The organism is Mesorhizobium sp. B1-1-7 (assembly GCF_006442705.1).
Taxonomy (GTDB): Bacteria; Pseudomonadota; Alphaproteobacteria; order Rhizobiales; family Rhizobiaceae; genus Mesorhizobium; species Mesorhizobium opportunistum.
In genome coordinates this window covers 76,293-98,986 of sequence record NZ_VFWQ01000010.1, presented here as the reverse complement: position 1 = coordinate 98,986, position 22,694 = coordinate 76,293, and the positions used below count along the sequence as shown (strand labels likewise).

Below are 22,694 nucleotides of genomic sequence, written 5' to 3'. Positions count from 1 at the left end.
CCCCATTCTTCATGACGCAGAGGAATCCCATGTCTGAAAGCCGCCCGCCGCTTCCGCCCTTCAACGCCGAGACCGCAGCGCAGAAGGCGCGCTTGGCCGAGGATGCGTGGAACTCCCGCGATCCGGCACGGGTCGCGCTCGCCTATACGACCGACAGCCGCTGGCGCAACCGCGCCGAATTCCTGCAGGGCCGCGATGCCATCCAGGCTTTCCTGACCCGCAAATGGAGCCGCGAACTCGACTACCGGCTGATCAAGGAGGTTTGGGCCTTCCACGGCAACCGCATCGCCGTGCGCTTCGCCTATGAATGGCACGATGACTCAGGTTCGTGGTTCCGCAGCTACGGCAACGAGAATTGGGAGTTCGACGAACATGGGCTGATGCGCCTGCGCATCGCCAGCATCAACGACCTGCCGATCGGCGAGGCCGACCGCAAATACCATTGGCCGCTCGGCCGCCGTCCGGACGACCACCCGACATTGTCGGAGCTCGGGCTTTAGCACCATCTCTCAAGTGTTTGGACCGGAGACATCAAGGAGGTTTCGATGAACGCACATGCTTTCACCAGCGATGTCGCCTTCACGCCGACCGTCAAGGCGATCCAGGCCCGCAAGGGCTCGCGCCAGTCCTATGCGCGGGTCGAGGAGCGTGGCGGCTGGCAGGGCGTCATCACGCCCGACCTTGCCGCTTTCCTATCGATGCAGACCAGCGTCTTCCTGTCGACGGCCAATGGCGAGGGCCAGCCCTATATCCAGCACCGGGGTGGGCCTGCCGGCTTTCTCAAGGTGCTGGACGAAAAGACGATCGGCTTCGCGGATTTCTCCGGCAACAGGCAATTCATCACCCAGGGCAATCTTGCCGACAATCCGAGGGCCTTCCTGTTCCTGATCGACTATATGTTGCGCCAGCGCATCAAGATCTGGGGCACGGCGCGCGTCGTGGAAAACGATGCCGAGCTGATGGCGAGGCTGATGCCGCACGATTACAAGGCGCGGCCCGAGCAAGTCATCCTGTTCACCGTTTCGGCCTGGGACGCCAATTGCCCGCAGCACATTCCGCAGCGCTTCGAGGCGGCCGATGTCGCGGCAGCACTTGGAGAGCGGGACCGGCGCATTCAACAGCTCGAACAGGAGATCGCGCGTCTCAAGGAAATTTCAGGGGCTGCCGCCGAGGGCTGATACCGGTTCAGCCGCCAGCCGCGGTTTCGGCCAGCGCTATGCCGTCTGGGGTCGGCTTCACCGGCACGATGCCGCGCGCCAGCGCCAGCAGATATTTGGTGTATTCGGTAAACAGCACCCGCAACGCCCGCGGCTTGGTCAGCCAGCCGCCATTGTCGAGATTGGAATTGACCACCGGATAGGGCTCGAGCCTTGCGCCATGCAGCAGCCGGCCCATTTCCAGCAGGCTGCGCGGCATGTGATAGTTGTTGGTGACCAGGATCACCGTGCCATAGGCATGGTTCGTCACCCATTTGGCGCTTTGCTCGGCGTTGCCGATCGTATCGAGCGCGGCGCGGTCGATGTCGACGCAGCAGGAAAACAGCTTCTTGTCGCCGCCGGTCGCGGCCTGGAGCTGGCGGCGGCTGGCGGAAGGGTGCACACCGCTGATCAGAAGCCGCTCGCCCTTGCCGGATGCCAGCAATTCCATCGCCGCGTCGAGGCGCGACTGGCCACCGGTCAGAACGATGATGGCATCGGCCTTGGTCGGATTGGCAGGCGTGGTCAGATGGCTGACCTTGTTGGCGAACCAGCCGAAGCCGCCGGCAAACAAGGTTGCGAGGACGAGGAGGGAGAGCGCGGAGATCCGAATTGCCGTCTTTAAACGGCTAACCTTGCCGTGGTCGCGCGAACGAGCAACCACCACTGGCATCTGCCCAGCCGTCCCGGTCGAATCCCGCACGTCCATGGCCATATCGTTAATCCCGAAATGCGGCCTTTGGTAGGTAAAAGACGCACTTTGCGTTACGCGGTTTCTCCATCCGTGATCCGCCTCGTTTCCACCCGCGCCCTCGAACCAAAGACACGCTCCCTTTTCATGCGTCGGGTTGGCGGACGTCGATGTCGCTGAGATAGGCGACAACGGTGGCATGGGAGGTTGCCGCTGTCAGTGCGCCGATCACCAGCACCATCAGCACGACGCCGAAATAGCCGGCCGAGCCAATGGCGAAATTGCCGAACAGGGCAGTGGCCTGGTCGGCCTGCGGCGTCGCCATGTTGCGCGACGACCACCAGGAAAAGACGATGAAGACGAGCACCGCGGCCGCCCCGCCGGCGGCCGCGCCCTTCATGCCGGTGACCAGGAAATGCCGACGGAACTCGCGCGCGATGAAGGCCGCCTCGGCGCCGACGAAATGCAGCACCTCGATGATGTGACCGTTGCCGGCCATGGCGCCGCGGGTCGCGAACACGACCGTCAGCACCGTCGCCGACAGCATCAGCGCCAAGACGGCGATGCCGATCGTCACCGTGGTGCGGGCCATGGCCACCAGCCGGTCGACCCAGGTGCGGTGATCGTCGAGCGAGGCGCTCGGCAGCTTCGGCGTGATCGCGGCGCGCATGGCGGCGAAATCGGGCGGACTGTTCTCGTCGATGGTGACGATGATCAGGCGCGGTACCGGAAGGTCGTCGATGTTGAGGCCCGAACCAAGCCACGGTTCCAGCAGCCTGGCGGTCGCCTCGCGGTCGATGATCCGCGTCGACTTCACGCCGGGGAACTCGCCGGCGATCTGCGAGGCCTGGGTGAGCGCTGCCTCCATGTCGAGGCCGTCGGCCGGCTTGACCTGGATCGTCGCCTCACGCGAGATCTGGTTCTCCCAGACCGAGGCCGTATCACGCACCAGCGTCACCGCGCCGAAGGTCAGGCAGGACAGGAAGGTCATGATGGCGATGACCAGCACCAGGGCGCGGCCGGCGATGTTCTGCGCCGGCACGATCGGCGCCATCTTGCGCTGGGCGCGTGGTCTTGCCTCGGCCGTGTCGGCTTCCTGCTCGTGCTCGTGGAGATGTTCGACGGACAAATCAGTCATAGATGTCCAGCCTTCCACCGGCCAGGATCATGCGGCGTGCGTCGACCTGTTCCATCAGGCCGAGATCGTGGGTCGCGATCACCACGGCGGTGCCGAGACGATTGAGTTCGATGAACAGCCGCAGCAGCCGCCGCGCCAGCGGCGGATCGACATTGCCGGTCGGCTCGTCGGCGAGCAGGATCTCCGGCTGTTCGATCAGAGCGCGCGCAATCGCGGCGCGCTGCTTCTCGCCGCCCGACAGGACCGGCGGCAGCACATGCATGCGCTCGCCCAGCCCCACCCATTTCAACAGCTCGGTGACATCAGTACGGTAGCTTGCTTCCTCGCGCCCGCGCACGCGCAGCGGCAGCGCGACGTTCTCGTAGGTGGTCATGTGGTCGAGCAGGCGAAAATCCTGGAAAACCACGCCGATACGGCGCCGCAAATGCGGCAGTTCGGTGCGCGAGATGCGCGAGCGGTCCTTGCCGAAGATGGTGATCAACCCGCGCGTCGGCTTCAGCGACATGAACAGAAGGCGCAGCAAGGTCGTCTTCCCGGCGCCCGACGGCCCGCTCAGGAACTGGAACGAGCGCTCCGGTATATGCAGGGAAATGTCGCGGAGGATTTCCGGACCCATGCCATAGCGGAGGCCGACATTTTCGAAGCGAATCAATTTCGACGACCTGAATTTCCGGGCAGCGCAGAACCTGCCTGTTCTGCGAAAAGACCATCGGCCGGCATGGTTAACCGGCGGTTAATTCCTGGGTTCTTTCGGCTCGTCACAAGGGCTCCGGTGGGGAAGCGTTAACCATTTTTGTTTACGTAAAAGAAACGAAAAGCGAACACGTGCTGCAATGCTGGGGCCATGATGGCTGACGAACGAACCGCGCGCCCGGTTTCCGGCGAAATCATGACCGATGCTCCGGCAATTGCCGCGGCGGACCGGTTCATGCGCGGTCCTGCGGCCGACATCGTCGATGCCGACTATGTGGTGATGTCGCAGCCCCCGGTCGAAAACGTTTCACCGCCGCCGCGTGCGATCGTCACGCCGCCCATCGAGGGCATGGACATGCTGCGCAAGCCCGAGGCGCCGGCGGAGCGGCCGCCGGCCTCGCGCGGCGGGCCGATCTTCTGGATCGCCGGCATCGCCGCTGCCCTTGCCGCCTTCTGGGTCTCCGGCGGGCACGCGTTGGTGCGCCATGCGCCGTTTCTCTCCGGTGGGCAAACATCGGCGCTGACGATTTCGGGCGTCACCTCTCGCGTCGACGCCTCCGGACCCAATCCCGTACTGTTCGTCGATGGGGAGGCCGCCAATGACGGCGCGAAGCCGGCACAGCTGCCGCCGCTCGAGATCCGGGTGACCGGCAATGACGGGCGCACAACCCGCTATACGTTGGGGACATCCGGCCATTCGCTGGCGTCGGGAGAAAGATTTGGCTTTGCCAGCCGGCTCGACGTGCCTAAGAACGGCGTAAGGACCGTTTTGGTCACTTTTGCGCAGTAGGCGATCACCGAGGAAGACGAGCAATGCCCATCGTACGCGACAAGGACATCGAGGTCCTATTTTCGGCGTCGGCGATTGCGCGGCGCAATCTTGAGCTGGCCAAGGAGATCGCCGAGCACGACTATCACGATCTCCTGGTGATCTCGGTGCTGAAGGGCTCGTTCATCTTCGCCGCCGATCTGATCCGCGCCATGCACGACGTCGGCCTGTCGCCCGAGGTCGAGTTCATCTTTATCTCCAGCTATGGCGCCGGCACCAGCAGCGGCGAGGTAAGGGTGCTGCGCGACATCGACAATGAGGTCACCGGCCGCGACGTGCTGTTGATCGACGACATCCTCGAATCGGGCAAGACGCTGAGCTTCACCCGTGACCTGATGCTGTCGCGTGGCGCGAAAAGCTGTTCCATCGCCGTGCTGCTCGACAAGCGCATGCGCCGCCAGACCGCGCTCAACGCCGACTATGTCGGCTTCGACTGCCCGGATTATTTCGTCGTCGGCTATGGCATGGACGTTGCACATGCTTTCCGCGAATTGCCGTTCGTGGGTGTTGTGAAAGGCGACGCGTAAAGCCTTTGCCTCGTCCTGGCGATTCTGAAAAAGGCCTTAACGGCGTCCAAGAAAATTAGCCCGCCGGCCAGCCGGGGCTTTCAGGAAAAGTCAACGTTTGGCCGCCAAATATGCCGGCCATGGCAAAGCTTCTGATCGTCGAGGACGATGAATCCGTCCGCACCCTCGCCGCCCGCGCGCTCGAACGCGCCGGCCACACAATCGATATCGCCGCCGATGGCGCGCAAGGGCTTTCGCTGATCCGCGCCGCGAATGGCGGCTACGACCTCGTGGTCTCCGACATCCGCATGCCGGAGATGGACGGCATCGAGATGGCGATCGCGGCGGCCGCGCTTTTCCCGGCGATGAAGATCCTGCTGATGACCGGTTATGCCGACCAGCGCGAGCGCGCCGAGGAGTTGAACGGCATCATCCTCGATGTCGTGCAAAAGCCCTTCACGCTGGCTGAAATCCGCTCGCGGGTCGAACGGGCGCTGATCTGCTTCGCCTGATCAGGCTGGATCGGTGGCAGCCAACACCGTTGCCGGGCCCTTGCGCAATCCGCTGTTGAGCGCCAGCAGGCCCGCGCCAATGATCAGGGCCGCACCGATGACGGTCGTCGACCGCGGCACTTCGGCGAAGAACAGAAAACCCCACAGCGGCGACCACAGGATGCCGGTGTATTCGAAGGTGGCGACGCGGTTGGCCGGCGCCAGCCGGTAGCCCTGCGACAACAGGATCATGCCGGCCGAAGCGACGAAACCGCAGGCTGCCATCTTGAGGAAATCCGGCAGCGTCGGCCATATCCACGGCCGCACCAGGAACTCCAGGCTCGGATGGACGGCGTGGGTGATGCCGGCAAGATGAAAACTGCCGGCGACCATGGCAGCACCGATGAGGTAGGCGCCGTTCTGATAGAAAGCCATGACGGTGGACGATTCGGTATCGCCGATCTTGCGGGCCATCAACTGCGAGAAGCCGTACAGCGCCGCCGAGCCCAGCGACAGCAGTGCCGCCCAGTCGAACAGGCCGGCGCCCGGACGCACCATCACGACGACGCCAAGCAGCCCGATCAGCACGGTCGCCAGCGTGCGCCAGGAGACGCGCTCGCCAAGATACGGCCCGGCCAGCGCCATGATGAACAGCGGCGCCATGAAGTAGAGCGCCACGGCATCGGCCAGCGGCAGGGCGGCGATGGCCAGATAGTACATCGTGTAGGAGGTGAACTGGATGAAGGCGCGTATCGTCAGCAGGCCGAACCGTCGCGACAGGATTGCCGGCAGGCCGACATCGGCGTGGACAAGAAGGATCAGGATCGGCAAGGCGACGATCGAACGGATCGCCATCACCTCGGTCACCGGGTAGCCGCTCGACACGGCCTTGACCAGCGGATCCTGCAGCGAGAAGACCAGCACACCGAGGCACAGGCTCAGGATGCCGCGCACCATCCTATTTTGCATCCGCGTTCAGGCTCCCGCGCGTATGACCGGAGGCCCCCGCCTGCAGATCAAAAAGAACCCGCCACCGTTTCGGGCAGCGGGCACGAGTGAGGACTCTCGATTGGTCCGCGGCCGATTCGGCAGCCGCATATCCAATGGGTGAGGCGACTATCGTCCGACGTTTGACATGTTGCAAACGAATTGGAATGATACCAGCAATCAAATTTTCTTATGGCGGATTCCATGCGGCCGACCCTCGACAGCGATCTCCTGCGCACCTTCGTGGCCATTGCCGATGCCGGCAATTTCACCAAGGCGGCGGAACTGGCCGGCCGCACCCAGTCGGCCGTGTCGATGCAGATGAAGAAGCTCGAAAGACTGGTCGGCGACAGCCTGTTCGAGCGCGGTTCACGCGGCGTCGCACTGACGCGGCGCGGCGGCGAACTCATCGTGAATGCCCGCCGCATCGTCTCGCTGCTCGACGAAACGGCAGCGTCGATGGCGGCCGCGCCGCTCGGCGGGCCGGTGCGCATCGGCATTCCGGAGGAGTATGGCCACGCTATCCTGTCGCGGGCGCTCGGCGCGTTTTCGAAGCGCCACGCACAGGTCGAGGTCACCGTGCGCTATGCCCATTCCTGGGCGCAGATGGCGTCGCTCGCCGCCGGCGAACTCGATCTATGCGTGGTGTTCGAATGGCAGGATGCTTCCGGCGGCGAAGTGCTGATGCACGATCCGACCGTGTGGGTGACATCGACCCTGCATCACATGCATGAGGAGCGTCCGGTGCCGATCGCGCTCTACAACCGGGCCGGCTGGTGCAAGGATTTCGCCATCAAATCGCTGGAGCAGCGTGGCCTTGCCTATCGCGTCGCCTATACCAGTGACACCAATGGCGGCCTGAAGCTTGCCGTCACCTCGGGGCTGGCGATCGCGCCGATTTCGCGCAGCAACATTCCGGACGGCTGCCGTGAGCTGACGTCGGCCGACGGGTTCGGCGACATCGATTCCTCCAATGTGGTGATGCATCGCAACCCGAACGCGTCGGGCGAGGCGATCGACGGCATGCAAGAGGCGATCCGCGAAGCGTTCGTCAACAGGCAAGCCCAGCCTGCCGTTGCATAAAAGCAGCCGGTTGCTCCGGCCGTCCTATTTCAGCTCCAGCAGCCGTTCGAGATAGCTGCGCTCGACATCGGGACTGAGTGCATTGCCGAGCCGCTTGCGGATCGCTTCGAGGATCTGGCGCGCGCGCTGGACATCGATCTCGTCGGGCACTTTCACCGAATCGCCGAAATCCGGCCCCTTGCTGGCGCGTGGCCGGCCGAGCGGGTCGCGGTCGGCATTCTGCTGGCGTCCGCCTTGCTCGCTGCCGCCCTGGTCGCCCTGCATGGCCTGCATCTGTTTCATCATGTCCTTGGCGCCCTTGCGCAGCGCCTCCAGCGCCCGGCCCTGGTGGCCGACGGCTTCGTCGCCCTGGCCTTCGCCGAGCGCCTGCTCGGCGCTACCCATGGACTTGCCGGCCTCGCCAAATCCTTCATTGGGCTCCATGCCCATGCCTTCGAGGCCCTTCTTCAGCTTGTCGAGATCGCTTTTCAGCTGGCCCTGGCCTTCCTGCAACTGCTTCAGCGCATCGGCGAATTCCTGTGGCGTCATCGGCTTCTGCCTGGCGAGCGGATCGCGATCCTGGCCGACGCCCGGCTTGTCCTGGTCCTCGCCGCCGCCCTGGCCAAGCTGCTCGTCGCGGTTCTGTCCGCGCTGGCGCTCGCCGCGCTGCATCTGATCCATGCGGAAGGTGTCGTTCATCATCTCCTGCTGACGCCGCAGGATTTCGCCGAGCTTGTCCATCTGCTGGCGCATCTCGCTGTCCTGCTGGCCGCCCTGCTGCTGACGGCCGGCCTGGAGGTTGTTCATCATGTCCTGCAGCTGCGACAGCAATTGCTGCGCCTTGTCGCGATCGCCCGACTTCGCCAGGTTCTCGATCTGGTCCATCATGCGGTCGATGTCGCTCTGGCGCAGTTCCTGGCCATTCTGCTGCATCTGCGGCGCGTTCGGGTTCTGCTTGGCGCGTTCGGCGAATTCCTGCAGGAACTGGTTCATCGCCTCGCGCAGTTCCTTCATCGCCTTTTCGATTTCCTGGTCGCTGGCGCCGTTCTTGATGGCATCCTGCAACGCCTGCTGCGCCTGGCGCAGCCGCTTTTCGGCGGCAGAGAGGTTGCCCTCCTCGATGCCGAGCGCGATTTCCCAGAGATAGGCGACCTCGCTGCGCAGCTGATCGTCGCTTTCGGCCAGCTTCAGCCGGCTGCGCGCGCTCATGATGGCGAGGTAGTGGGACATGTTGTCGAACGTGTCTTCCGGCCGCAGCGTGATGGCGTCCATCAGGTCGAGCACGCGCGGCTTGGCATTGGCGTCGAGCGCCAGCAGGCGGCGCTGTTCGATCACCGCCCGGGCCAGCGGGTTGGCGAATGGCCGTTCGGGCATCACCAGCGTCTTGGTCTCGCTCGACGCGGTGTGCCCGGCGTCGTCGGTGGCGACGAGCGTCAGCTTGATGCCGCTGCCGGCCCAGACGTGCTCTGTCAGGTCCTTCGAGGTCTTGGCCGCATTCGACTTGCCGCCGCGGCGCGGCAGCGTCAGCGGCATCTCGGGTGGGCCGTAGAGCGGGCGTGCACCCGGCGCCTGCGGGTCGGCCAGCGTGAACACCGCCTTGGCGTTGGCGGCACCGTAGTCGTCGTCGATCTGGTAGTTGAGCTCGAAGGCGCCGTTGGCGGCGCGTTTGGGCTCGCCGACGAAGCGGATCTGCGGCGGCTTGTCGGGCACGACGGCGAAGGCCCAGCGGCCGAGCTGATCCTCACCCGACTTCAGTGTCAGCGTGCCGTCGCCGGTCAGCTTGCCGATGAACTGGCGTATCTTCGAAGGCGAGGAGGATGGCGCTGGATCCGCTGCCGGCTTGGCCGAGGCAGCCTGCTGGCTGGCCGGGTCGATGGCGCGGGCGTTGCCGTCCTTGTCGGCATAGTCGAGCGTTTCCTCGCCCGAGCCTCCGGTGACGCGCAAGGAGACCTCGCTACCTTCGGGGACATGAAACGTCGGCATCGCCTGGTTGGCGTCGGCGGTCAGGAAAATCGGCGGCTTGCCGGTATAGGCCGGCGGCGTCACCCATGCGTCGATGCGCGGCGGCACGATGTCGTATGTGCCATGGGCCATGAACCCATCGCTTAGCCGGCCGCCCGTCGGCCCGAAGGAGAAGGCAAAGGCGGTGACGAGCAGAAGTGCCGCCACGGCGCGCAGCCCCCAGGGATCGCGCTCCGGCACGCGCGTGCGCGGCAAATCGGCGCCGAGGCTGTCGAGCTTTGCGGCCATGCGCTTCTGATGCTCGCGCCAGAGCGCCTCGGAGAAGCTGCTTTCCCGCCCGCTTGGCCGGTCGGCCTGCGTCAGTACGGGGCTGTGCAGCAGGCTGTTGGCTGCCTCGATACGGCGATCGACCTCGGCAGCACCTGGCACGCGGAAGAAGCGCAGCGGATAGAGGGCGGCGAGCCCGGCGACTCCGAATGCGGCGACAAGGCCGATGCGCATCATATCCGGCAGCCGGGAGAAAATGCCGAACCAGGAGGCGCTGAGGAACAGGGTGGCGACGATGACGAGCGGGAGCAGCAGCGGCCAGCCACGCTCGACCATCATCGAGACCCGTGTCGCCAGCCGGCTCAAGGCGAGGCGCCCGGCCAGGCCGCGGTCGTTGCTGAAGGTGGGTCGTCGCGTCATCGGCCCTTCCATGGGACGGGCAAAATAGCCCAAGCCTCACGACTCCAAGAATACCAGCAAACACGGCAAAGGCGAGGCAGTTTGAAAAAACGTGAAGCCGGCCGAAATGGTTGCAATCAAAAATTGGCGGGGTTCGCGTTGGCACCACAGACCAGCACGGCGACGCGTTCTCCCGACGCCGGCACGTAGCGGCCTGACAGCATCGCGGCGAAAGCGGCGGCACCTCCCGGCTCGGAGATGATGCGAACGCGGTTCCACAGCGCTTTCTGCGCGGCGATGATGTCGTCGTCGCTGACCAGGATGGAGCGTTCGACGAAGGCTTCGGCGATCGGGAACATCATTTCGCCGACGCGCTTTGGCGCCAGCGAATCGGCGGCGATGCCTTCCGCCGGCGCGTCGACGGGGTGACCCGCCTCGAAGGCGCGGTGAAGCGTCGGCGCGCCTTCCGGTTCGACGGCGACGATGCGGATGCGGCCTGCATACCAGGCGGCGATGCCGCCAATCAGGCCGCCGCCGCCGACCGCGACCAGCAGCGTGTCGATCTCGGGCAGGTCGCTCTCGATCTCCAGCCCGAGCGTGCCCTGGCCGACCAGCGTCTCCTCCTGATTGAAGGCGTGGATCTGCAGAGCGCCGGTTTCCTCGGCGAAACGTTCGCTGGCGGCCAGCGCTTCGGCATAACGGGCGCCGCCGACGACCAGTTCGGCGCCATAGCTGCGGATACGCTCCAGCTTGGCCTGTGGGCTGACTTCGGGAACGAAGATGGTCGCCTTGTGCCCAAGCCGCATGGCTGCGTAGGCGACGGCGGCGCCATGATTGCCGCCCGACGCGGCGACGACGCCGGCCTCGGTAACCCGCCGCTCCAAGAGATTGGTGAAGGCGCCGCGCGCCTTGAACGAGCCGGAATGCTGCAGGCATTCGAGCTTGAGGTCGACCGCCAGCGGCGGCCGGTCGAAGTCGGCCATGTCGACGCACAGCACCGGCGTGCGCCTGATATAAGGGCGAATGCGCGGCTCCATCGCGGCAATGCGTTCGCGTGTGACGGTATTACCTTGCGGCATGGCGATCTCCTCGGGATTGACTGTAATTAGTAACTTGGCAAAATAGCTAAATGCAAGAGGTTGATATCTTCAAGGCGATTGCCAACGAGCGCAGGCTGCAAATCCTCGACTGGTTGAAGGATCCGCGCGCGCATTTCCCGGCCCAGGCAGACGGCGACCTTGTCGAGGACGGCGTTTGCGCGTTGCTGATCGCGGAGAAGCTCGGCATTACGCAAGCGACGCTCTCCGAGCATATGCGCGTGCTTACCCATGCCGGCCTGCTGCGCACCAAGCGCATCAAGCAATGGACGTTTTATCGGCGTGACGAGGACAGGATCGCCGACACAAGGGCGCTCATCCAGAACCGGCTATAGCTCAACCGGTTGTGCGGCTTCTATGCCAGCCAATCGGGCACCGAATCCAGCCCGATCAGGTCGTCATAGGTCAGGCGCGGACGCACGACGTGGAAACGGTCGCCGTCGACCAGCACCTCAGGCACCAGAAGACGCGTGTTGTAGGTGCCGGCCTGCACCGCGCCATAGGCGCCGGCCGTGGAAACCGCCACCAGATCGCCGGCCTTCAGCCTGGGCAGGTCGCGGTCGAGGCCGATATAATCGCCGGTCTCGCAGACCGGCCCGACCACATCGACCATCATGCGTGGCGTGTCGGCCGGCGGCTGGACGACCGGCCTGATGTCGTGGAAGGCATCGTAGAGCGTCGGCCGGATCAGGTCGTTCATGGCGGCATCGACGACCAGAAAATTCTTGGCGTCGCCTTCCTTCACGAAGATCACCTCCGAGACGAGGATGCCGGCATTCCCGACGATCAGCCGGCCCGGTTCGAACATCACCTTCAGCCCAAGCTTGGTGACATGCTTCCTGACGATCTGGGCATAGGCATCGGGCAGCGGAGGCGGGTTGTTGTCGACACGGTAGGGAATGCCGAGGCCGCCACCGACATCGATATGCTCGATGGCGTGGCCGTCGGCGCGAAGTGCCCCGACCAGATCGACAAGCAGCGCGAAAGCGTCGTCGAAGGGCTGCAATTCGGTGATCTGGCTGCCGATGTGGGTGTCGATGCCGGTAACCTTGATGCCCGGCAATTCGGCAGCGCGGGCATAGACCTGACGCGCCCGTTGCCACGGAATGCCGAACTTGTTCTCCGCCTTGCCGGTGGAGATCTTCTTGTGGGTCCTGGCGTCGACATCGGGATTGATGCGCAACGAGATCGGCGCCACCTTGCCGAGAGCCACGGCGCGGGAGGACAGGAGTTCGAGTTCCGGCTCGGATTCGACGTTGAAGCAAAGGATGCCGGCGGTGAGCGCAAAATCAATTTCGCGCGCCGTCTTGCCGACGCCGGAGAACAGGATCTTGCCGGCCGGGATGCCGGCGGCCAGTGCCCGTCGCAACTCGCCTTCCGACACCACGTCGGCGCCGGCGCCGAGCCTGGCCAGCGTCCGCAGCACCGCCTGGTTGGAATTCGCCTTCATGGCATAGCAGACCAGCGCGTCGAGCCCGGCAAAGGCCTGGGCGAACACGCGGTAGTGCCTGGTCAGCGTGGCCGTCGAATAGCAATAGAACGGCGTGCCGACCTGTGCGGCGATATCTAGTATCGCCACGTCCTCGGCATGCAGCACGCCGTCGCGGTAGTCGAAATGGTTCACGAGAGTGTTTCCGGAAAGTTGGGGCACAGTGAGATCAGGTTTGGAACCAAACCCGCTCTCATCGGCTCTAGATCAGCGGGTCGAGGAAGAACTTCTTGTCCTTGACCGGTTTTTCCGGCTCCGGCGGCACAGGCTGCTTGGCCTTCTCGGCATCCTTGCGAGCCTGCACGGCCGCCTCGTAGGGCGTATCGAGACCAGCCCTGCGGCCGCAGGCCGTCACCGCGGCGACCGCCACCAGAAGCGTCAGCGTTACCAAAATCCTGCTTCCGGTCATCGATCCATCCGTCCGAAACGTTTGCCAGCCGCCGCTTTTAGCCGAGTTCTCGGCGCATTGCACCCCGGATATTGTTGTTCGCAATATCCGGATATTGCTGGCCGCAATGTCGGCATATTGCTGGTCGCAATATCCGGGTATTACGCCTTTGCGATGCGCTTTTTCCAGGCGCGGATCTGCTTCCTCACCTCCGACGGCGCCGTGCCGCCCAAACTGGTGCGGCTCTTGACCGAGTTCTGCACCGCCAGCACGGAGAAAATATCCGAGGTGATGCCGGGGTTGATCGACTGCAGATCCTCCAGCGAAAGCTTCTCCAGCCCGACCTTCTTCTCCTCTGCCAGTGCCACCGCGCGGCCGGTGACGTGATGCGCCTCGCGGAACGGCAGGCCGAGCGTGCGCACCAGCCAGTCGGCAAGGTCGGTGGCGGTGGCGTGCCCGGAACCGGCGGCTTTCTTCATCGCCACGGCGTTGACTGTCATGTCGGAGACCATGCCGGTCATCGCGGCCAGCATCAGGTCGAGCGTCTCAGCGGCATCGAAGACCGATTCCTTGTCTTCCTGCATGTCCTTGCCATAGGTCAAAGGCATGCCTTTCATTACCGTCAGCAGGCCGACCAGATGGCCGTTGACGCGGCCCGTCTTGCCGCGCACCAGTTCGGCGGCGTCGGGGTTCTTCTTCTGCGGCATGATCGAGGAGCCGGTGGAAAACGAGTCCGACAGCCTGACGAAGCCGAACTGCGGCGTCGACCAGATGATGATCTCCTCGGCGAGCCGCGACAGATGCGTGGCGCAGATCGCCGCCATCGCCAGGAACTCCAGGGCGAAATCGCGGTCCGAAACGCTGTCCAGCGAATTGCGCATCGGCTCGCGAAAGCCGAGCGCCCTGGCGGTCTGGTGGCGGTCGATCGGGAAGCTGGTGCCGGCCAGGGCGGCAGCACCCAGCGGGCTCTCGTCCATCCGTTCGATGGCGTCGCGCACGCGCGACAGATCGCGCCCGAACATCTCGACATAGGCCATGCAGTGGTGGCCGAAGGTCACCGGCTGCGCCGCCTGCATATGGGTAAAGCCCGGCATCACTGTCGCCGCGTGTTCCTCGGCTCGTTCCAGCAGCGCCCCAATCAGGCCCTTCAATGCTTCGGCGACGCGAAAGCACTCGTCCTTGACCCAGAGCCGCAGGTCGACTGCCACCTGGTCGTTGCGCGAGCGGGCGGTGTGCAGCCGGCCAGCCGCCGGACCGATGAGGTCGGCGAGGCGAGCCTCGATGTTCATGTGGATGTCTTCCAACCGGGTCGAAAACTCGAAGCTGCCGGCCTCGATCTCTTTCAGGATCGTGTTCAGGCCGTGAGCGATTTTTTCTTGATCGGCCGCCGAAATAATGCCCGTTTGCGCCAGCATCTCGCTATGGGCGATCGAGCCTCTGATGTCCTGCGCATAGAGTTTGCGGTCGAACGAGATCGACGCGTTGATCGCTTCCATGATCGCGGCCGGACCCGAGGCAAATCGTCCGCCCCACATCTGGTTGCTGGTCTTCTTGTCGCTCATCGCTATAAAACCCGTGCTTCGGAGCAGTTTTGAGAAAATGGCAGACGGAAACAGATTTTTCCCGGCCCCGCGCCTGATCCTCGCCGCCCTGGTGGCGGGAGTGCTGGCCGGCGCGGTCGCGGTATATGTCAGCGAGAGCCGGTCTGGCAACAACGCCGGACCGCAAGTGGCCGCCGACGACGGCAAGGACGACGTCGCCTGCGCCGCCAAGAGCGACCGCGCCAAGAAGATCGCCGCCGCTGCCACCGGCGAGGTTGCGGCACTGTTGCCGGCCGATCCGCCGCAATCCATGAAGCGCCTCGCCTTCAACGGGCCGGACGGCAAGCCGATGACGATCGCCGACCATGCCGGCAAGACGGTGCTGCTCAATCTGTGGGCGACATGGTGCGCGCCTTGCCGTGCCGAAATGCCGGCGCTCGATGCCCTGCAGAAGGAAAAAGGCAGCGATGCCTTTCAGGTGGTCGCCGTCAATGTCGATACAGGCGACGATGTGAAGCCGAAGAAATTCCTCAAGGACACAGGTGTCGAGACGCTCGGCTACTATCGCGATTCGACGATGGCGCTGTTCAACGACCTCAAGACGCGCGGCCTGGCGCTCGGCCTTCCCGTCACCATGCTGATCGACCGCGAAGGCTGCCTGATCGCCCATATGAACGGGCCGGCCGAGTGGTCCGGTCCTGATGCCAAACGGCTGGTCGAGACGGCACTCGGATCGTGACGCCAAACCGAGCGGCTTCGGGCGGTCGCTTTAGGCTGTCCGCACGTTTGGCCTAGGCAATACGAGGCTGCCACCCTGGCGGTCGGCGCGCAGCGACGCGCGCTTGCCGAGGCCGGTCAGGTCGTCGAATGCCTCGATCGGCGCCGGTTTGCCGAGATAATAGCCCTGGCCGATCTCACAGGCCTCGGCGTCCAGGAACTTCAACTCGCCAAGCGTCTCGACGCCCTCCGCCAGGACCGGCAGGCCAAGGCCGCGCCCCAGTCCCAGCACGGCGCGCACGATCGCCGCGACCTGGCCGTTGGTGTCCACCGCCTTGATGAAGGAAGAATCGATCTTGATCTTATCGAAGGGGAAGGCGCGCAGGTTGGAGAGGGAGGAATAGCCGGTTCCGAAATCGTCCATGGCCACGCGCACGCCAAGCGCCTTGACCTGCCGCAGGGTTGCCAGGGCGCGCGGCATGTCCTTCACCAGTGCGGTTTCGGTGATCTCGAGTTCCAGCCTTGTCGCTGCAAGACCTGTCTTCAGCAAGGTCTCATGGACCTTGCGGCTGAAATTGGGATTGTGGAGCTGTACGGCGGAGACGTTGACGGCGACCATGAGCGGGTTTTCCCAGCGGACGGCCTCCTCGCAGGCAGCCTCGAGCACCCAGTCGCCGATCTGCCCGATGGCGCCGCTGTCCTCGGCCACCGGGATGAATATGGCGGGTGAGACCTCGCCACGCTCGGGATGGCGCCAGCGGATCAGGGCTTCGAAGCCAACCATCCTGCCGCTGCTGATCTCCTTCTGCGGCTGATAGACGAGATAGAATTCGCCACGCGCCACGGCCTGGCGCAATTCGTGCTCCATCACACGCTTGTCGCGGGCCTCGGCACCCATCGACGCCTCGAAATAGCGATAGGTGTCCCTGCCTTCGGTCTTGGCGCGATAGAGTGCCGTGTCGGCATGGCTGATCAGGCTGGTCTGGTCATCGGCATCGAGTGGATAGATCGCTATGCCGATGCTGGCCGAGACCAGACCGCCGCCGACGGCTGCCCGGTTTTCCTCGCGCATGGCGGCGAGCACTGCGCCCGCGATGCGGCCCGCCGCCTGCGGGTCGGGCAGGTTGGGGGCGATGATGGCGAATTCGTCGCCGCCGAGGCGCGCCAGCATTTGCCCGTGACGCAGAACGCCGGCAGCGCAGCTTGCCACCCTCTGCAGCATCGCATCGCCGGCGCCGTGTCCATAAAGGTCGTTCACCTCCTTGAAGCGGTCGAGGTCGAGCAGCAGGAGCGCAAGATGCCTGCCCTTGACGCCTGCGCCGGTGTTCCCGATGCAGTTCATGGACGCGATTTCCGCGTCGAGACGGCCGGAAAAGGAGCGGCGATTGGCAAGTCCCGTCAAGGGGTCGAAATGGGCGAGGCGAAGGATCTCCTGCTCCGCCTTTTTGCGTTCGCGGATGTCGCGGACGGCAATGACATTGTGGGGCTTGCCGCAATAATCGATGCTGCGGGCGATCAGCTCGACGGGAATTCGCGTTCCGTCGCGGCTTTTCAACTCCGCCTCCCGCGGCTGGCCCTCCAGGCTGGCCGCGCCGGATACGGTGTGTTCGTCGAAGAGGCCGTCCAGCTCCGTGCCGTTCAGCATTGCGGCCAGCGTGCCGGTCAGCTTGCCCATGCTGTCATTGGCGCTGACGATGCGGTTGCCGTCGCAGACGATCAGGCCTTCCACGGCGGCGTTGGCCAGGCCGTGCATGCGGTCGACCTCGAGCTTCTGGCGGCGAAAGCGCAGATCGATCCACAGCGCCGATGCCGACAACACCAGGATCACCAGCGTGGCGGCAGCGGCCGCGAAAGCCTGCGAGGTCGGCTCGATCGTGTATTCGGATATGACGATCGAGGAATCGGGAAAGATCGAGACCGCGCCCATGCCGATGAAATGCAAGATGCAGATCGCCAGCGTCAGCAGCAGCGCGCCGACGGATGTTGCCGACAGAGAGGGGCGGCGCAGAACGGTACGCAGCGCCAGCGCCGCGAGCGCCACGCCGGAGAGCAGGGAAGCGGCGACAAGCAACAGGTTCCATTCTATCCGGCCCTGGACCTCGAATGCCGCCATGCCGATGTAATGCATGGCTGCAATGCCGCCGCCCAGGATAGCGCCGCCGACGAGATGATGGTCGAACTCGTCCCGCAAGGTGGCGATCCACATGCCGGCCGCCGTCAGTGCGACCGAGGCAGCGAGCGAGAGCACAGAGAGCTCCGGATCGTAGGCGCTCGGTATGCCCGGCGTGAAGGCAAGCATGGCGATGAAATGCGTTGCCCAGATACCGAAGCCGGTCGAGGTCGCCGCGATCATCAGCCAGACCAGACGATTCCGGTCGGTCGAGCGGCTGATGTGGTGGAGTAGGTTGACGGCGGAGAAGCAGGAAATGCCGCAGATCAGCGCGGCGAGTGCGACCAGTCTCAGATCGTGCTGGTTCACGATACAATTATAGACCGTCAACATCTTATTTCCCCCAACCCCTTGGAAATAAAACCGGAGATATGAGTGATTAATGCTTGGCCGTTGAAGGATCTATGAAGACGCCTGCAACCACAGCGTGCCTCTTTGGCGTAGCCGCGCCGCGGCAACGGGATATTCTGGCCGAAGCCAGCTATTTCAGGCGAACGGTCACCGCCAGGGCTTCATGATCCGAGCTCGGGCCGCCGCCCGGCAGCACCGCGGGGAGAACGGCAGGGGCGCTGGCCTCGAGGCCGCGCGTGAAGAACCAGTCGATGCGGCCGACCGGCGTCCCGGCCTCCCGTCGCTGGGTCGGCAGGTCGAGATTGTTGGCGGCCTGCCAATCATAGCCGCGCCCGGCAAGGACCGCGAACAGCGGTTCGTGACGCTCGACATGGATAAGGCGCCCGGGTTCGGCCGCGAGCCGCGCCATCCACGCTCGCGGGTCGTCATGGCGTTCCTCATGGCTAGCGGTCAGTGTGTTGAAGTCGCCGCCGAGCAGCACCGGCGCTTCCGGATCATATTTGTCGATAGCGTCGAGGAGATGGCGCGTCTGGATGGCCCTGCCGGCGGGATCGGTGCGGTTTTCCAGATGCACCGAGACGACCGTCACCTTGCGGTTGCCGATCCGCACCTGGCCACCGATCGCCATGCGCCCGCCGATGCGCGGCTGGTCGTGCTCGGGCCGGAACCAGCCGCCGGCGGCGTCGAGGCGCACCAGGAAGGGGCGCAGCAGCGGAAACGCGCTGGTTAGGGCATTGCCATGAAAGCCTTCGGCATTGGCGACCTCGCCGGTTGCCGCACGCTCGCCCTCGTTGCCGCCGCCAAGCTCGACGAACTCGACGCCGAAGGCGAAGGCATGCCCGAGCCGCTCCGCAAGGACGCCAAGAGGATGGCCATTGCCGGAGCGCGCCATGCCGTTGTCGACCTCGGACAGCAGCACGACGTCCGGAGCCTGTCCGGCGAGCGTTGCGGCGATGGCATCGACATGACGGAGCCGCTCGACGTTCCAGGCCACCACCTTCAAGGCATCGCCGGAGTCCCCGCGCGACGCAGTGCCGCCGATCTCGATCTGGCCGAGGGCGGGAATGGCGGCGGCATGCCGCAAATGCGTGGCGCTGTCGCGGGGGCCGTCGCGCATCGCCTGCCTATCGGCGACGGGTACATGCGTCAGCTTCCGCACCAGCATTTTCATCATCCCTTTAGCCGGTTAATCATGACGGCCTTTGATGGTCTTTACGTCCTCGACAGCCGCCCTAGCTACCTAGGGCGCCGGTGTGACGTTTTCATGCCGGGGCAACGCCGAGGGGGAGGAAAGACTGGCTGTCCACAGGCCCGAGAGGCCACAACAGAACTGTCACATACCTTCTCTAAGAGAGCGGGCAAGGATTTGCGCAAGACCCTTGTCAACAGCCATTCAAGAGGGAAGAAATCATGACCATCATCAAGCGGGGCCTCGCTGCCCTTGCCGCTGGCGCGCTCGGCAGCGCGCTGGCGGTTCCTGCCTTCGCGGAGCCGGTGAAGTTCGACTTCTGGTTCGGCCTTTCGGGCGACCTCGCCCGCGTCGTCGATACGATGTGCAAGAACTTCAACGAATCGCAGAAGGACTATGAAGTCGTCTGCACCAGCCAGGGCAATTACGACGCCACGCTGCAGAACACCATCGCCGCCTTCCGCGCCGGCAAACAGCCCACCGTCGTCCAGGTCTATGATGTCGGCACCGCCACCATGATGCTGTCGGGCGCCTACAAGCCCGCCGACAAGCTGATGGAAGAGAATGGCTACAAGATCGACTACGCGGACTATTTTCCCGGCATCGCGCGCTACTACGCAACGTCGAAGGGCGAGATGCTGTCCTTCCCGTTCAATTCCTCGACCGCGCTGATGTACTGGAACAAGGACGCCTTCGCCAAGATCGGCAAGACCGAAGCGCCGAAGACTTGGGAAGACGTCGGCGCCGACCTTCAGGCCATGAAGGACGCCGGCTATGAATGCCCGATGGCGATCAATATCTCGGCCAACGAAAGCTGGCAGTTAATGGAGCAGTTCTCGGCGATCCATAACCAGCCGATCGCCACCAAGAACAACGGCTATGACGGCCTCGACGCCCGTCTCGAAGTCAACAAGACCAAGTTCGTCCAATACGTCACCGATCTCAAGAAGTGGTATGATGCCGGCCTGATCAAGATCAAGTCCAAGGATCTTGGGCAGGACATGGTCCAGGCCTTCGCTTCCGGCACCTGCCAGGTCATCCTGACCTCGGTCGGCGACCACGGCACCGTCGGCAGGACCCAGAAGGAAGGTATGAACTGGGATGTCGCCGAACTGCCGGTCTATGCCGGCACCGAGCGCAAGAATTCACTCGTCGGCGGCGCTTCGCTGTGGGTTCTCTCGGGCAAGTCGGATGCGGAATACAAGGGCGCGGCGGCGTTCCTCAACTTCATCCACGATCCGAAGACGGCGCTGTTCTGGTCGACCAACACCGGCTACATCCCGGTGACCAAGTCGGGCTTCGATTACATGAAGGGCCAGGGGTTCTACGACAAGGCGCCCTACAAAGGCCGTGAAGTCGCGATCGCCAGCCTGACCGCCTCCGAGCCGACCGAGATCACCCGCGGTGTGCGATTGGGCAACTTCACCCAGATCCGCGCCGAGTTCGGCACGCAGATGCAAGCGATCTTCGCCAACAAGGTCAGTGTCCAGGAAGGTCTCGACACGCTGGTCAAGAATGGCGACGCCATCCTCGACCGCTTCCAGCAGACCTATCCGGGCAAGACCTTGCCCTGATCACGACAGACTCATGGCCGCCCGCGGACGCTTCCAGGCATGACCTCCCGTTTCGGGATCATGCCTGGGTCGACGGGCGGCCATTTCGTTATTAATCTCACCTTTGCTTAGAGCTAGCTGTCAAGCGGCGCCGGCGGACCGATGGAAAAACGCGTTACCTTCAGCAGGTGGACAATCGGCATCCTTTTCGCGGTGCCGCAACTTCTGCTGATCTTCACGTTCTTCTACTGGCCGGCCGGCCAGGCCGTATACTGGTCGCTGACGCTGCAGCAGCCCTGGGGCGGCGGCAATATCTGGGTCGGGCTCGACAATTTCCGCTCGATCCTGTCCAACGCCGACTATTGGAACTCGATCACCGCCAGCCTGGTCTTTGCCGGGATCAGCACCGGTCTTGCGATGTTCATCGCGCTGGTGCTCGCTGCCTTGACCGACCGGCAGCTCGCCGGCTCGCGTCTTTACCGCGTGGTGCTGATCTGGCCCTATGGCATCGCCGCACCGGCGCTGGCGCTGGCGTTCCGCTTCATCCTGGCGCCGGAAGCCGGCTTCATGGCCGTCGTCAACCGGGTCTGGCCCGGCTTCTGGGACCCCGGTCTCGATGGTGCCGATGCCATGGCGTCGATCATCGTCGCCTTCTCCTGGAAATATGTCGGCTACAACTTCATTTTCTTCCTGGCCGCGTTCCAGGCCATCCCGCGTTCGCTGATCGAGGCGGCGGCGATGGACGGCTCCGGTGTCATCAGGCGGTTCTGGGATATCCAGTTCCCGCTGATCACGCCGACGATCTTCTTCCTGCTGGTCATCAACATCACCGAAAGCTTCCAGGATTCCTTCGGCATTGTCGACATCATGACGTCGGGCGGACCGGCGAACGCCACCAATCTGATGGTCTACAAGATCTATTCCGACGGCTTCAAAGGCCTCGATTTTTCAGGCGCCGCCGCGCAGAGCATCATCCTGATGCTGCTCATCATCGTGCTCACCATCTTCCAGTTCCGCTTCATCGAGCGGCGCGTGCATTACAGGTGATATAGCGATGGTCGAGCGCACCCCGATCCTCAATTTCTTCACGCACTTGATCCTGTTCGTCGGCTTCGTCTTTTGTGTCGCGCCGTTCGTGATCGTGGCCATCGCTGCGTCGCACAACCTCAAGGACGTCAACGACGTCCCGATGTCGCTGCTGCCGGGCAGCGACTTCTGGGTTAACATCAAGACGGCGTGGACGACGGCGGATCTCGGCCCTAAACTTCTGAACAGCTTCATCGTCGCAGCCGGCGTGGCATCAGGCAAAGTGATCATCTCGGCACTCACCGCCTTCTCGATCGTCTATTTCCGCTATCCAGGGCGCACCTTCATCTTCTGGCTGATCTTCGTGACACTGATGCTGCCGCTGGAGGTGCGCATCGTGCCGACATACGCGGTCGTCGCCAATGTGCTGTCGCCCTATCAGGCCATTCTTGACGTAACCGGTATTAGCTGGCTGATCGAGAAGGTGTCGGGCGTGCAGGTCTCGCTCAACTTCGGGCTGCTCAATACGTATCCCGGCCTGATCCTGCCGCTGGTCGCCACCGCCACCGGCACATTCCTCTACCGGCAGTTCTTCCTCACCGTGCCGGATGAATTGACCGAGGCCGCGCGCATGGACGGCGCCGGGGCGCTGCGTTTCTTCATCGATATCCTGCTGCCGCTGTCGCGCAACAACATGGCCGCACTTGGCACCATCATGTTCCTGTGGGCGTGGAACCAGTATCTGTGGCCGTTGCTCATCACCACCGACCAGTCGCATGCAATGGCGGTGACCGAGCTCAAGCAGCTCATCCCCAATGTCGGCGGCGCCCCGGAATGGCATATCGCCATGGCTGGAACGCTGATCATCATGCTGCCGCCGCTGGTCGTCGTGGTGCTCATGCAGCGCTGGTTCGTGCGCGGCCTGATCGCCACCGAAAAGTGACCTGGACGA

General features: G+C 64.0%; 22 protein-coding genes. 11 read left to right on the top strand and 11 right to left on the bottom strand.

Going from position 1 to position 22,694, the window contains the following annotated elements; genetic code table 11:
• Positions 1-29 precede the first annotated feature (29 nt).
• Together FJ978_RS18470 and FJ978_RS18465 are read left to right on the top strand one after the other, a co-directional pair.
• The gene (locus FJ978_RS18470; protein ID WP_140573205.1) at positions 30-500 is read left to right on the top strand and encodes a DUF1348 family protein; all 471 of its coding nucleotides are present in this window, start codon (positions 30-32) and stop codon (positions 498-500) included.
• A gap of 45 nt (positions 501-545) precedes the next feature.
• Complete coding sequence (locus FJ978_RS18465) at positions 546-1,178, top strand: pyridoxamine 5'-phosphate oxidase family protein (protein ID WP_140573204.1); 633 nt, start codon at positions 546-548, stop codon at positions 1,176-1,178.
• Between the two features lie 7 nt (positions 1,179-1,185).
• Here the strand turns inward: FJ978_RS18465 and FJ978_RS18460 are convergent, their stop codons facing one another.
• From FJ978_RS18460 to ftsE, 3 genes are all read right to left on the bottom strand, one after another.
• The gene (locus FJ978_RS18460; RefSeq protein WP_140573203.1) at positions 1,186-1,911 is read right to left on the bottom strand and encodes a YdcF family protein; all 726 of its coding nucleotides are present in this window, start codon (positions 1,909-1,911) and stop codon (positions 1,186-1,188) included.
• Between the two features lie 121 nt (positions 1,912-2,032).
• Entirely contained in the window at positions 2,033-3,025 is a 993-nt protein-coding gene (locus FJ978_RS18455) for an ABC transporter permease (protein WP_140573202.1), read from the bottom strand.
• Positions 3,018-3,677 carry a cell division ATP-binding protein FtsE gene (gene ftsE / locus FJ978_RS18450; RefSeq protein ID WP_010911739.1) on the bottom strand — a complete coding sequence of 220 codons (660 nt, stop codon included), beginning with the start codon at positions 3,675-3,677 and terminating at the stop codon, positions 3,018-3,020. Before ftsE ends, FJ978_RS18455 begins: the two co-directional genes overlap by 8 nt.
• 192 nt (positions 3,678-3,869) lie before the next feature.
• On the opposite strand from ftsE, the gene FJ978_RS18445 reads away from it, so the two are divergent.
• The 3 genes from FJ978_RS18445 (at position 3,870) to FJ978_RS18435 (ending at position 5,565) form a co-directional block, all read left to right on the top strand.
• Entirely contained in the window at positions 3,870-4,508 is a 639-nt protein-coding gene (locus FJ978_RS18445; protein WP_140573201.1) for a hypothetical protein, read from the top strand.
• Between the two features lie 23 nt (positions 4,509-4,531).
• Positions 4,532-5,074, top strand: a complete 543-nt coding sequence (hpt, locus tag FJ978_RS18440; RefSeq protein ID WP_013892810.1) for a hypoxanthine phosphoribosyltransferase — start codon at positions 4,532-4,534, stop codon at positions 5,072-5,074.
• Between the two features lie 119 nt (positions 5,075-5,193).
• A complete protein-coding gene (locus FJ978_RS18435; protein ID WP_023763880.1) occupies positions 5,194-5,565 on the top strand; it encodes a response regulator in 372 nt (123 codons plus the stop codon).
• Here FJ978_RS18435 and FJ978_RS18430 read toward each other — a convergent pair whose 3' ends face one another.
• Positions 5,566-6,513 (bottom strand): DMT family transporter, encoded by a 948-nt coding sequence (locus tag FJ978_RS18430; protein ID WP_140573200.1) that lies wholly within the window; start codon positions 6,511-6,513, stop codon positions 5,566-5,568. It abuts the gene before it with no gap.
• A gap of 222 nt (positions 6,514-6,735) precedes the next feature.
• On the opposite strand from FJ978_RS18430, the gene FJ978_RS18425 reads away from it, so the two are divergent.
• Positions 6,736-7,614, top strand: coding sequence for a LysR family transcriptional regulator (locus tag FJ978_RS18425; RefSeq protein ID WP_140573199.1), 879 nt, complete (start codon positions 6,736-6,738; stop codon positions 7,612-7,614).
• 24 nt (positions 7,615-7,638) lie between these two features.
• On the opposite strand, the gene FJ978_RS18420 is transcribed toward FJ978_RS18425, so the two are convergent.
• Positions 7,639-10,242, bottom strand: coding sequence for a TIGR02302 family protein (locus tag FJ978_RS18420; RefSeq protein ID WP_140573198.1), 2,604 nt, complete (start codon positions 10,240-10,242; stop codon positions 7,639-7,641).
• A gap of 116 nt (positions 10,243-10,358) precedes the next feature.
• Complete coding sequence (locus FJ978_RS18415) at positions 10,359-11,300, bottom strand: threonine/serine dehydratase (protein WP_140573197.1); 942 nt, start codon at positions 11,298-11,300, stop codon at positions 10,359-10,361.
• Between the two features lie 50 nt (positions 11,301-11,350).
• On the opposite strand from FJ978_RS18415, the gene FJ978_RS18410 reads away from it, so the two are divergent.
• A complete protein-coding gene (locus FJ978_RS18410) occupies positions 11,351-11,653 on the top strand; it encodes a metalloregulator ArsR/SmtB family transcription factor (RefSeq protein ID WP_023763885.1) in 303 nt (100 codons plus the stop codon).
• 20 nt (positions 11,654-11,673) lie between these two features.
• On the opposite strand, the gene lysA is transcribed toward FJ978_RS18410, so the two are convergent.
• The 3 genes from lysA to argH all read right to left on the bottom strand — a co-directional run bounded on the left by lysA (position 11,674) and on the right by argH (position 14,757).
• Entirely contained in the window at positions 11,674-12,942 is a 1,269-nt protein-coding gene (gene lysA / locus FJ978_RS18405) for a diaminopimelate decarboxylase (RefSeq protein WP_140573196.1), read from the bottom strand.
• Between the two features lie 67 nt (positions 12,943-13,009).
• Positions 13,010-13,216 (bottom strand): hypothetical protein, encoded by a 207-nt coding sequence (locus tag FJ978_RS18400; protein ID WP_013892818.1) that lies wholly within the window; start codon positions 13,214-13,216, stop codon positions 13,010-13,012.
• Between the two features lie 140 nt (positions 13,217-13,356).
• Complete coding sequence (argH, locus tag FJ978_RS18395; protein ID WP_140573195.1) at positions 13,357-14,757, bottom strand: argininosuccinate lyase; 1,401 nt, start codon at positions 14,755-14,757, stop codon at positions 13,357-13,359.
• A gap of 37 nt (positions 14,758-14,794) precedes the next feature.
• Between argH and FJ978_RS18390 the strand changes: the two genes are divergently transcribed.
• Positions 14,795-15,475 carry a TlpA disulfide reductase family protein gene (locus tag FJ978_RS18390; RefSeq protein WP_140573194.1) on the top strand — a complete coding sequence of 227 codons (681 nt, stop codon included), beginning with the start codon at positions 14,795-14,797 and terminating at the stop codon, positions 15,473-15,475.
• A gap of 30 nt (positions 15,476-15,505) precedes the next feature.
• Here the strand turns inward: FJ978_RS18390 and FJ978_RS18385 are convergent, their stop codons facing one another.
• Both FJ978_RS18385 and FJ978_RS18380 read right to left on the bottom strand, forming a co-directional pair.
• Positions 15,506-17,956, bottom strand: coding sequence for an EAL domain-containing protein (locus FJ978_RS18385; RefSeq protein ID WP_140573193.1), 2,451 nt, complete (start codon positions 17,954-17,956; stop codon positions 15,506-15,508).
• A 148-nt stretch (positions 17,957-18,104) separates the two neighbouring features.
• Positions 18,105-19,139, bottom strand: coding sequence for an endonuclease/exonuclease/phosphatase family protein (locus FJ978_RS18380; RefSeq protein WP_140573192.1), 1,035 nt, complete (start codon positions 19,137-19,139; stop codon positions 18,105-18,107).
• 245 nt (positions 19,140-19,384) lie between these two features.
• On the opposite strand from FJ978_RS18380, the gene FJ978_RS18375 reads away from it, so the two are divergent.
• From FJ978_RS18375 to FJ978_RS18365, 3 genes are all read left to right on the top strand, one after another.
• Positions 19,385-20,737, top strand: a complete 1,353-nt coding sequence (locus FJ978_RS18375) for an extracellular solute-binding protein (RefSeq protein ID WP_013892823.1) — start codon at positions 19,385-19,387, stop codon at positions 20,735-20,737.
• Positions 20,738-20,878: 141 nt separating this feature from the next.
• Positions 20,879-21,763 carry a sugar ABC transporter permease gene (locus FJ978_RS18370; protein ID WP_013892824.1) on the top strand — a complete coding sequence of 295 codons (885 nt, stop codon included), beginning with the start codon at positions 20,879-20,881 and terminating at the stop codon, positions 21,761-21,763.
• Between the two features lie 7 nt (positions 21,764-21,770).
• Complete coding sequence (locus FJ978_RS18365; protein WP_140573191.1) at positions 21,771-22,685, top strand: ABC transporter permease subunit; 915 nt, start codon at positions 21,771-21,773, stop codon at positions 22,683-22,685.
• The last annotated feature ends 9 nt before the right edge of the window (positions 22,686-22,694 follow it).

Bases quoted from the DNA above. Each gene is read 5' to 3' on its own strand.
- FJ978_RS18415 (WP_140573197.1), bottom strand. From the start codon at position 11,300: ATGCCGCAAGGTAATACCGTCACACGCGAACGCATTGCCGCGATGGAG.
- argH (WP_140573195.1), bottom strand. From the start codon at position 14,757: ATGAGCGACAAGAAGACCAGCAACCAGATGTGGGGCGGACGATTTGCC.
- FJ978_RS18390 (WP_140573194.1), top strand. From the start codon at position 14,795: ATGGCAGACGGAAACAGATTTTTCCCGGCCCCGCGCCTGATCCTCGCC.
- FJ978_RS18385 (WP_140573193.1), bottom strand. From the start codon at position 17,956: ATGTTGACGGTCTATAATTGTATCGTGAACCAGCACGATCTGAGACTG.
- FJ978_RS18375 (WP_013892823.1), top strand. From the start codon at position 19,385: ATGACCATCATCAAGCGGGGCCTCGCTGCCCTTGCCGCTGGCGCGCTC.
- FJ978_RS18380 (WP_140573192.1), bottom strand. From the start codon at position 19,139: ATGCTGGTGCGGAAGCTGACGCATGTACCCGTCGCCGATAGGCAGGCG.
- FJ978_RS18370 (WP_013892824.1), top strand. From the start codon at position 20,879: ATGGAAAAACGCGTTACCTTCAGCAGGTGGACAATCGGCATCCTTTTC.
- FJ978_RS18400 (WP_013892818.1), bottom strand. From the start codon at position 13,216: ATGACCGGAAGCAGGATTTTGGTAACGCTGACGCTTCTGGTGGCGGTC.
- FJ978_RS18425 (WP_140573199.1), top strand. From the start codon at position 6,736: ATGCGGCCGACCCTCGACAGCGATCTCCTGCGCACCTTCGTGGCCATT.
- FJ978_RS18455 (WP_140573202.1), bottom strand. From the start codon at position 3,025: ATGACTGATTTGTCCGTCGAACATCTCCACGAGCACGAGCAGGAAGCC.
- FJ978_RS18460 (WP_140573203.1), bottom strand. From the start codon at position 1,911: ATGGCCATGGACGTGCGGGATTCGACCGGGACGGCTGGGCAGATGCCA.
- FJ978_RS18465 (WP_140573204.1), top strand. From the start codon at position 546: ATGAACGCACATGCTTTCACCAGCGATGTCGCCTTCACGCCGACCGTC.
- FJ978_RS18410 (WP_023763885.1), top strand. From the start codon at position 11,351: ATGCAAGAGGTTGATATCTTCAAGGCGATTGCCAACGAGCGCAGGCTG.
- FJ978_RS18420 (WP_140573198.1), bottom strand. From the start codon at position 10,242: ATGACGCGACGACCCACCTTCAGCAACGACCGCGGCCTGGCCGGGCGC.
- FJ978_RS18445 (WP_140573201.1), top strand. From the start codon at position 3,870: ATGATGGCTGACGAACGAACCGCGCGCCCGGTTTCCGGCGAAATCATG.
- FJ978_RS18435 (WP_023763880.1), top strand. From the start codon at position 5,194: ATGGCAAAGCTTCTGATCGTCGAGGACGATGAATCCGTCCGCACCCTC.
- FJ978_RS18365 (WP_140573191.1), top strand. From the start codon at position 21,771: ATGGTCGAGCGCACCCCGATCCTCAATTTCTTCACGCACTTGATCCTG.
- FJ978_RS18430 (WP_140573200.1), bottom strand. From the start codon at position 6,513: ATGCAAAATAGGATGGTGCGCGGCATCCTGAGCCTGTGCCTCGGTGTG.
- hpt (WP_013892810.1), top strand. From the start codon at position 4,532: ATGCCCATCGTACGCGACAAGGACATCGAGGTCCTATTTTCGGCGTCG.
- FJ978_RS18470 (WP_140573205.1), top strand. From the start codon at position 30: ATGTCTGAAAGCCGCCCGCCGCTTCCGCCCTTCAACGCCGAGACCGCA.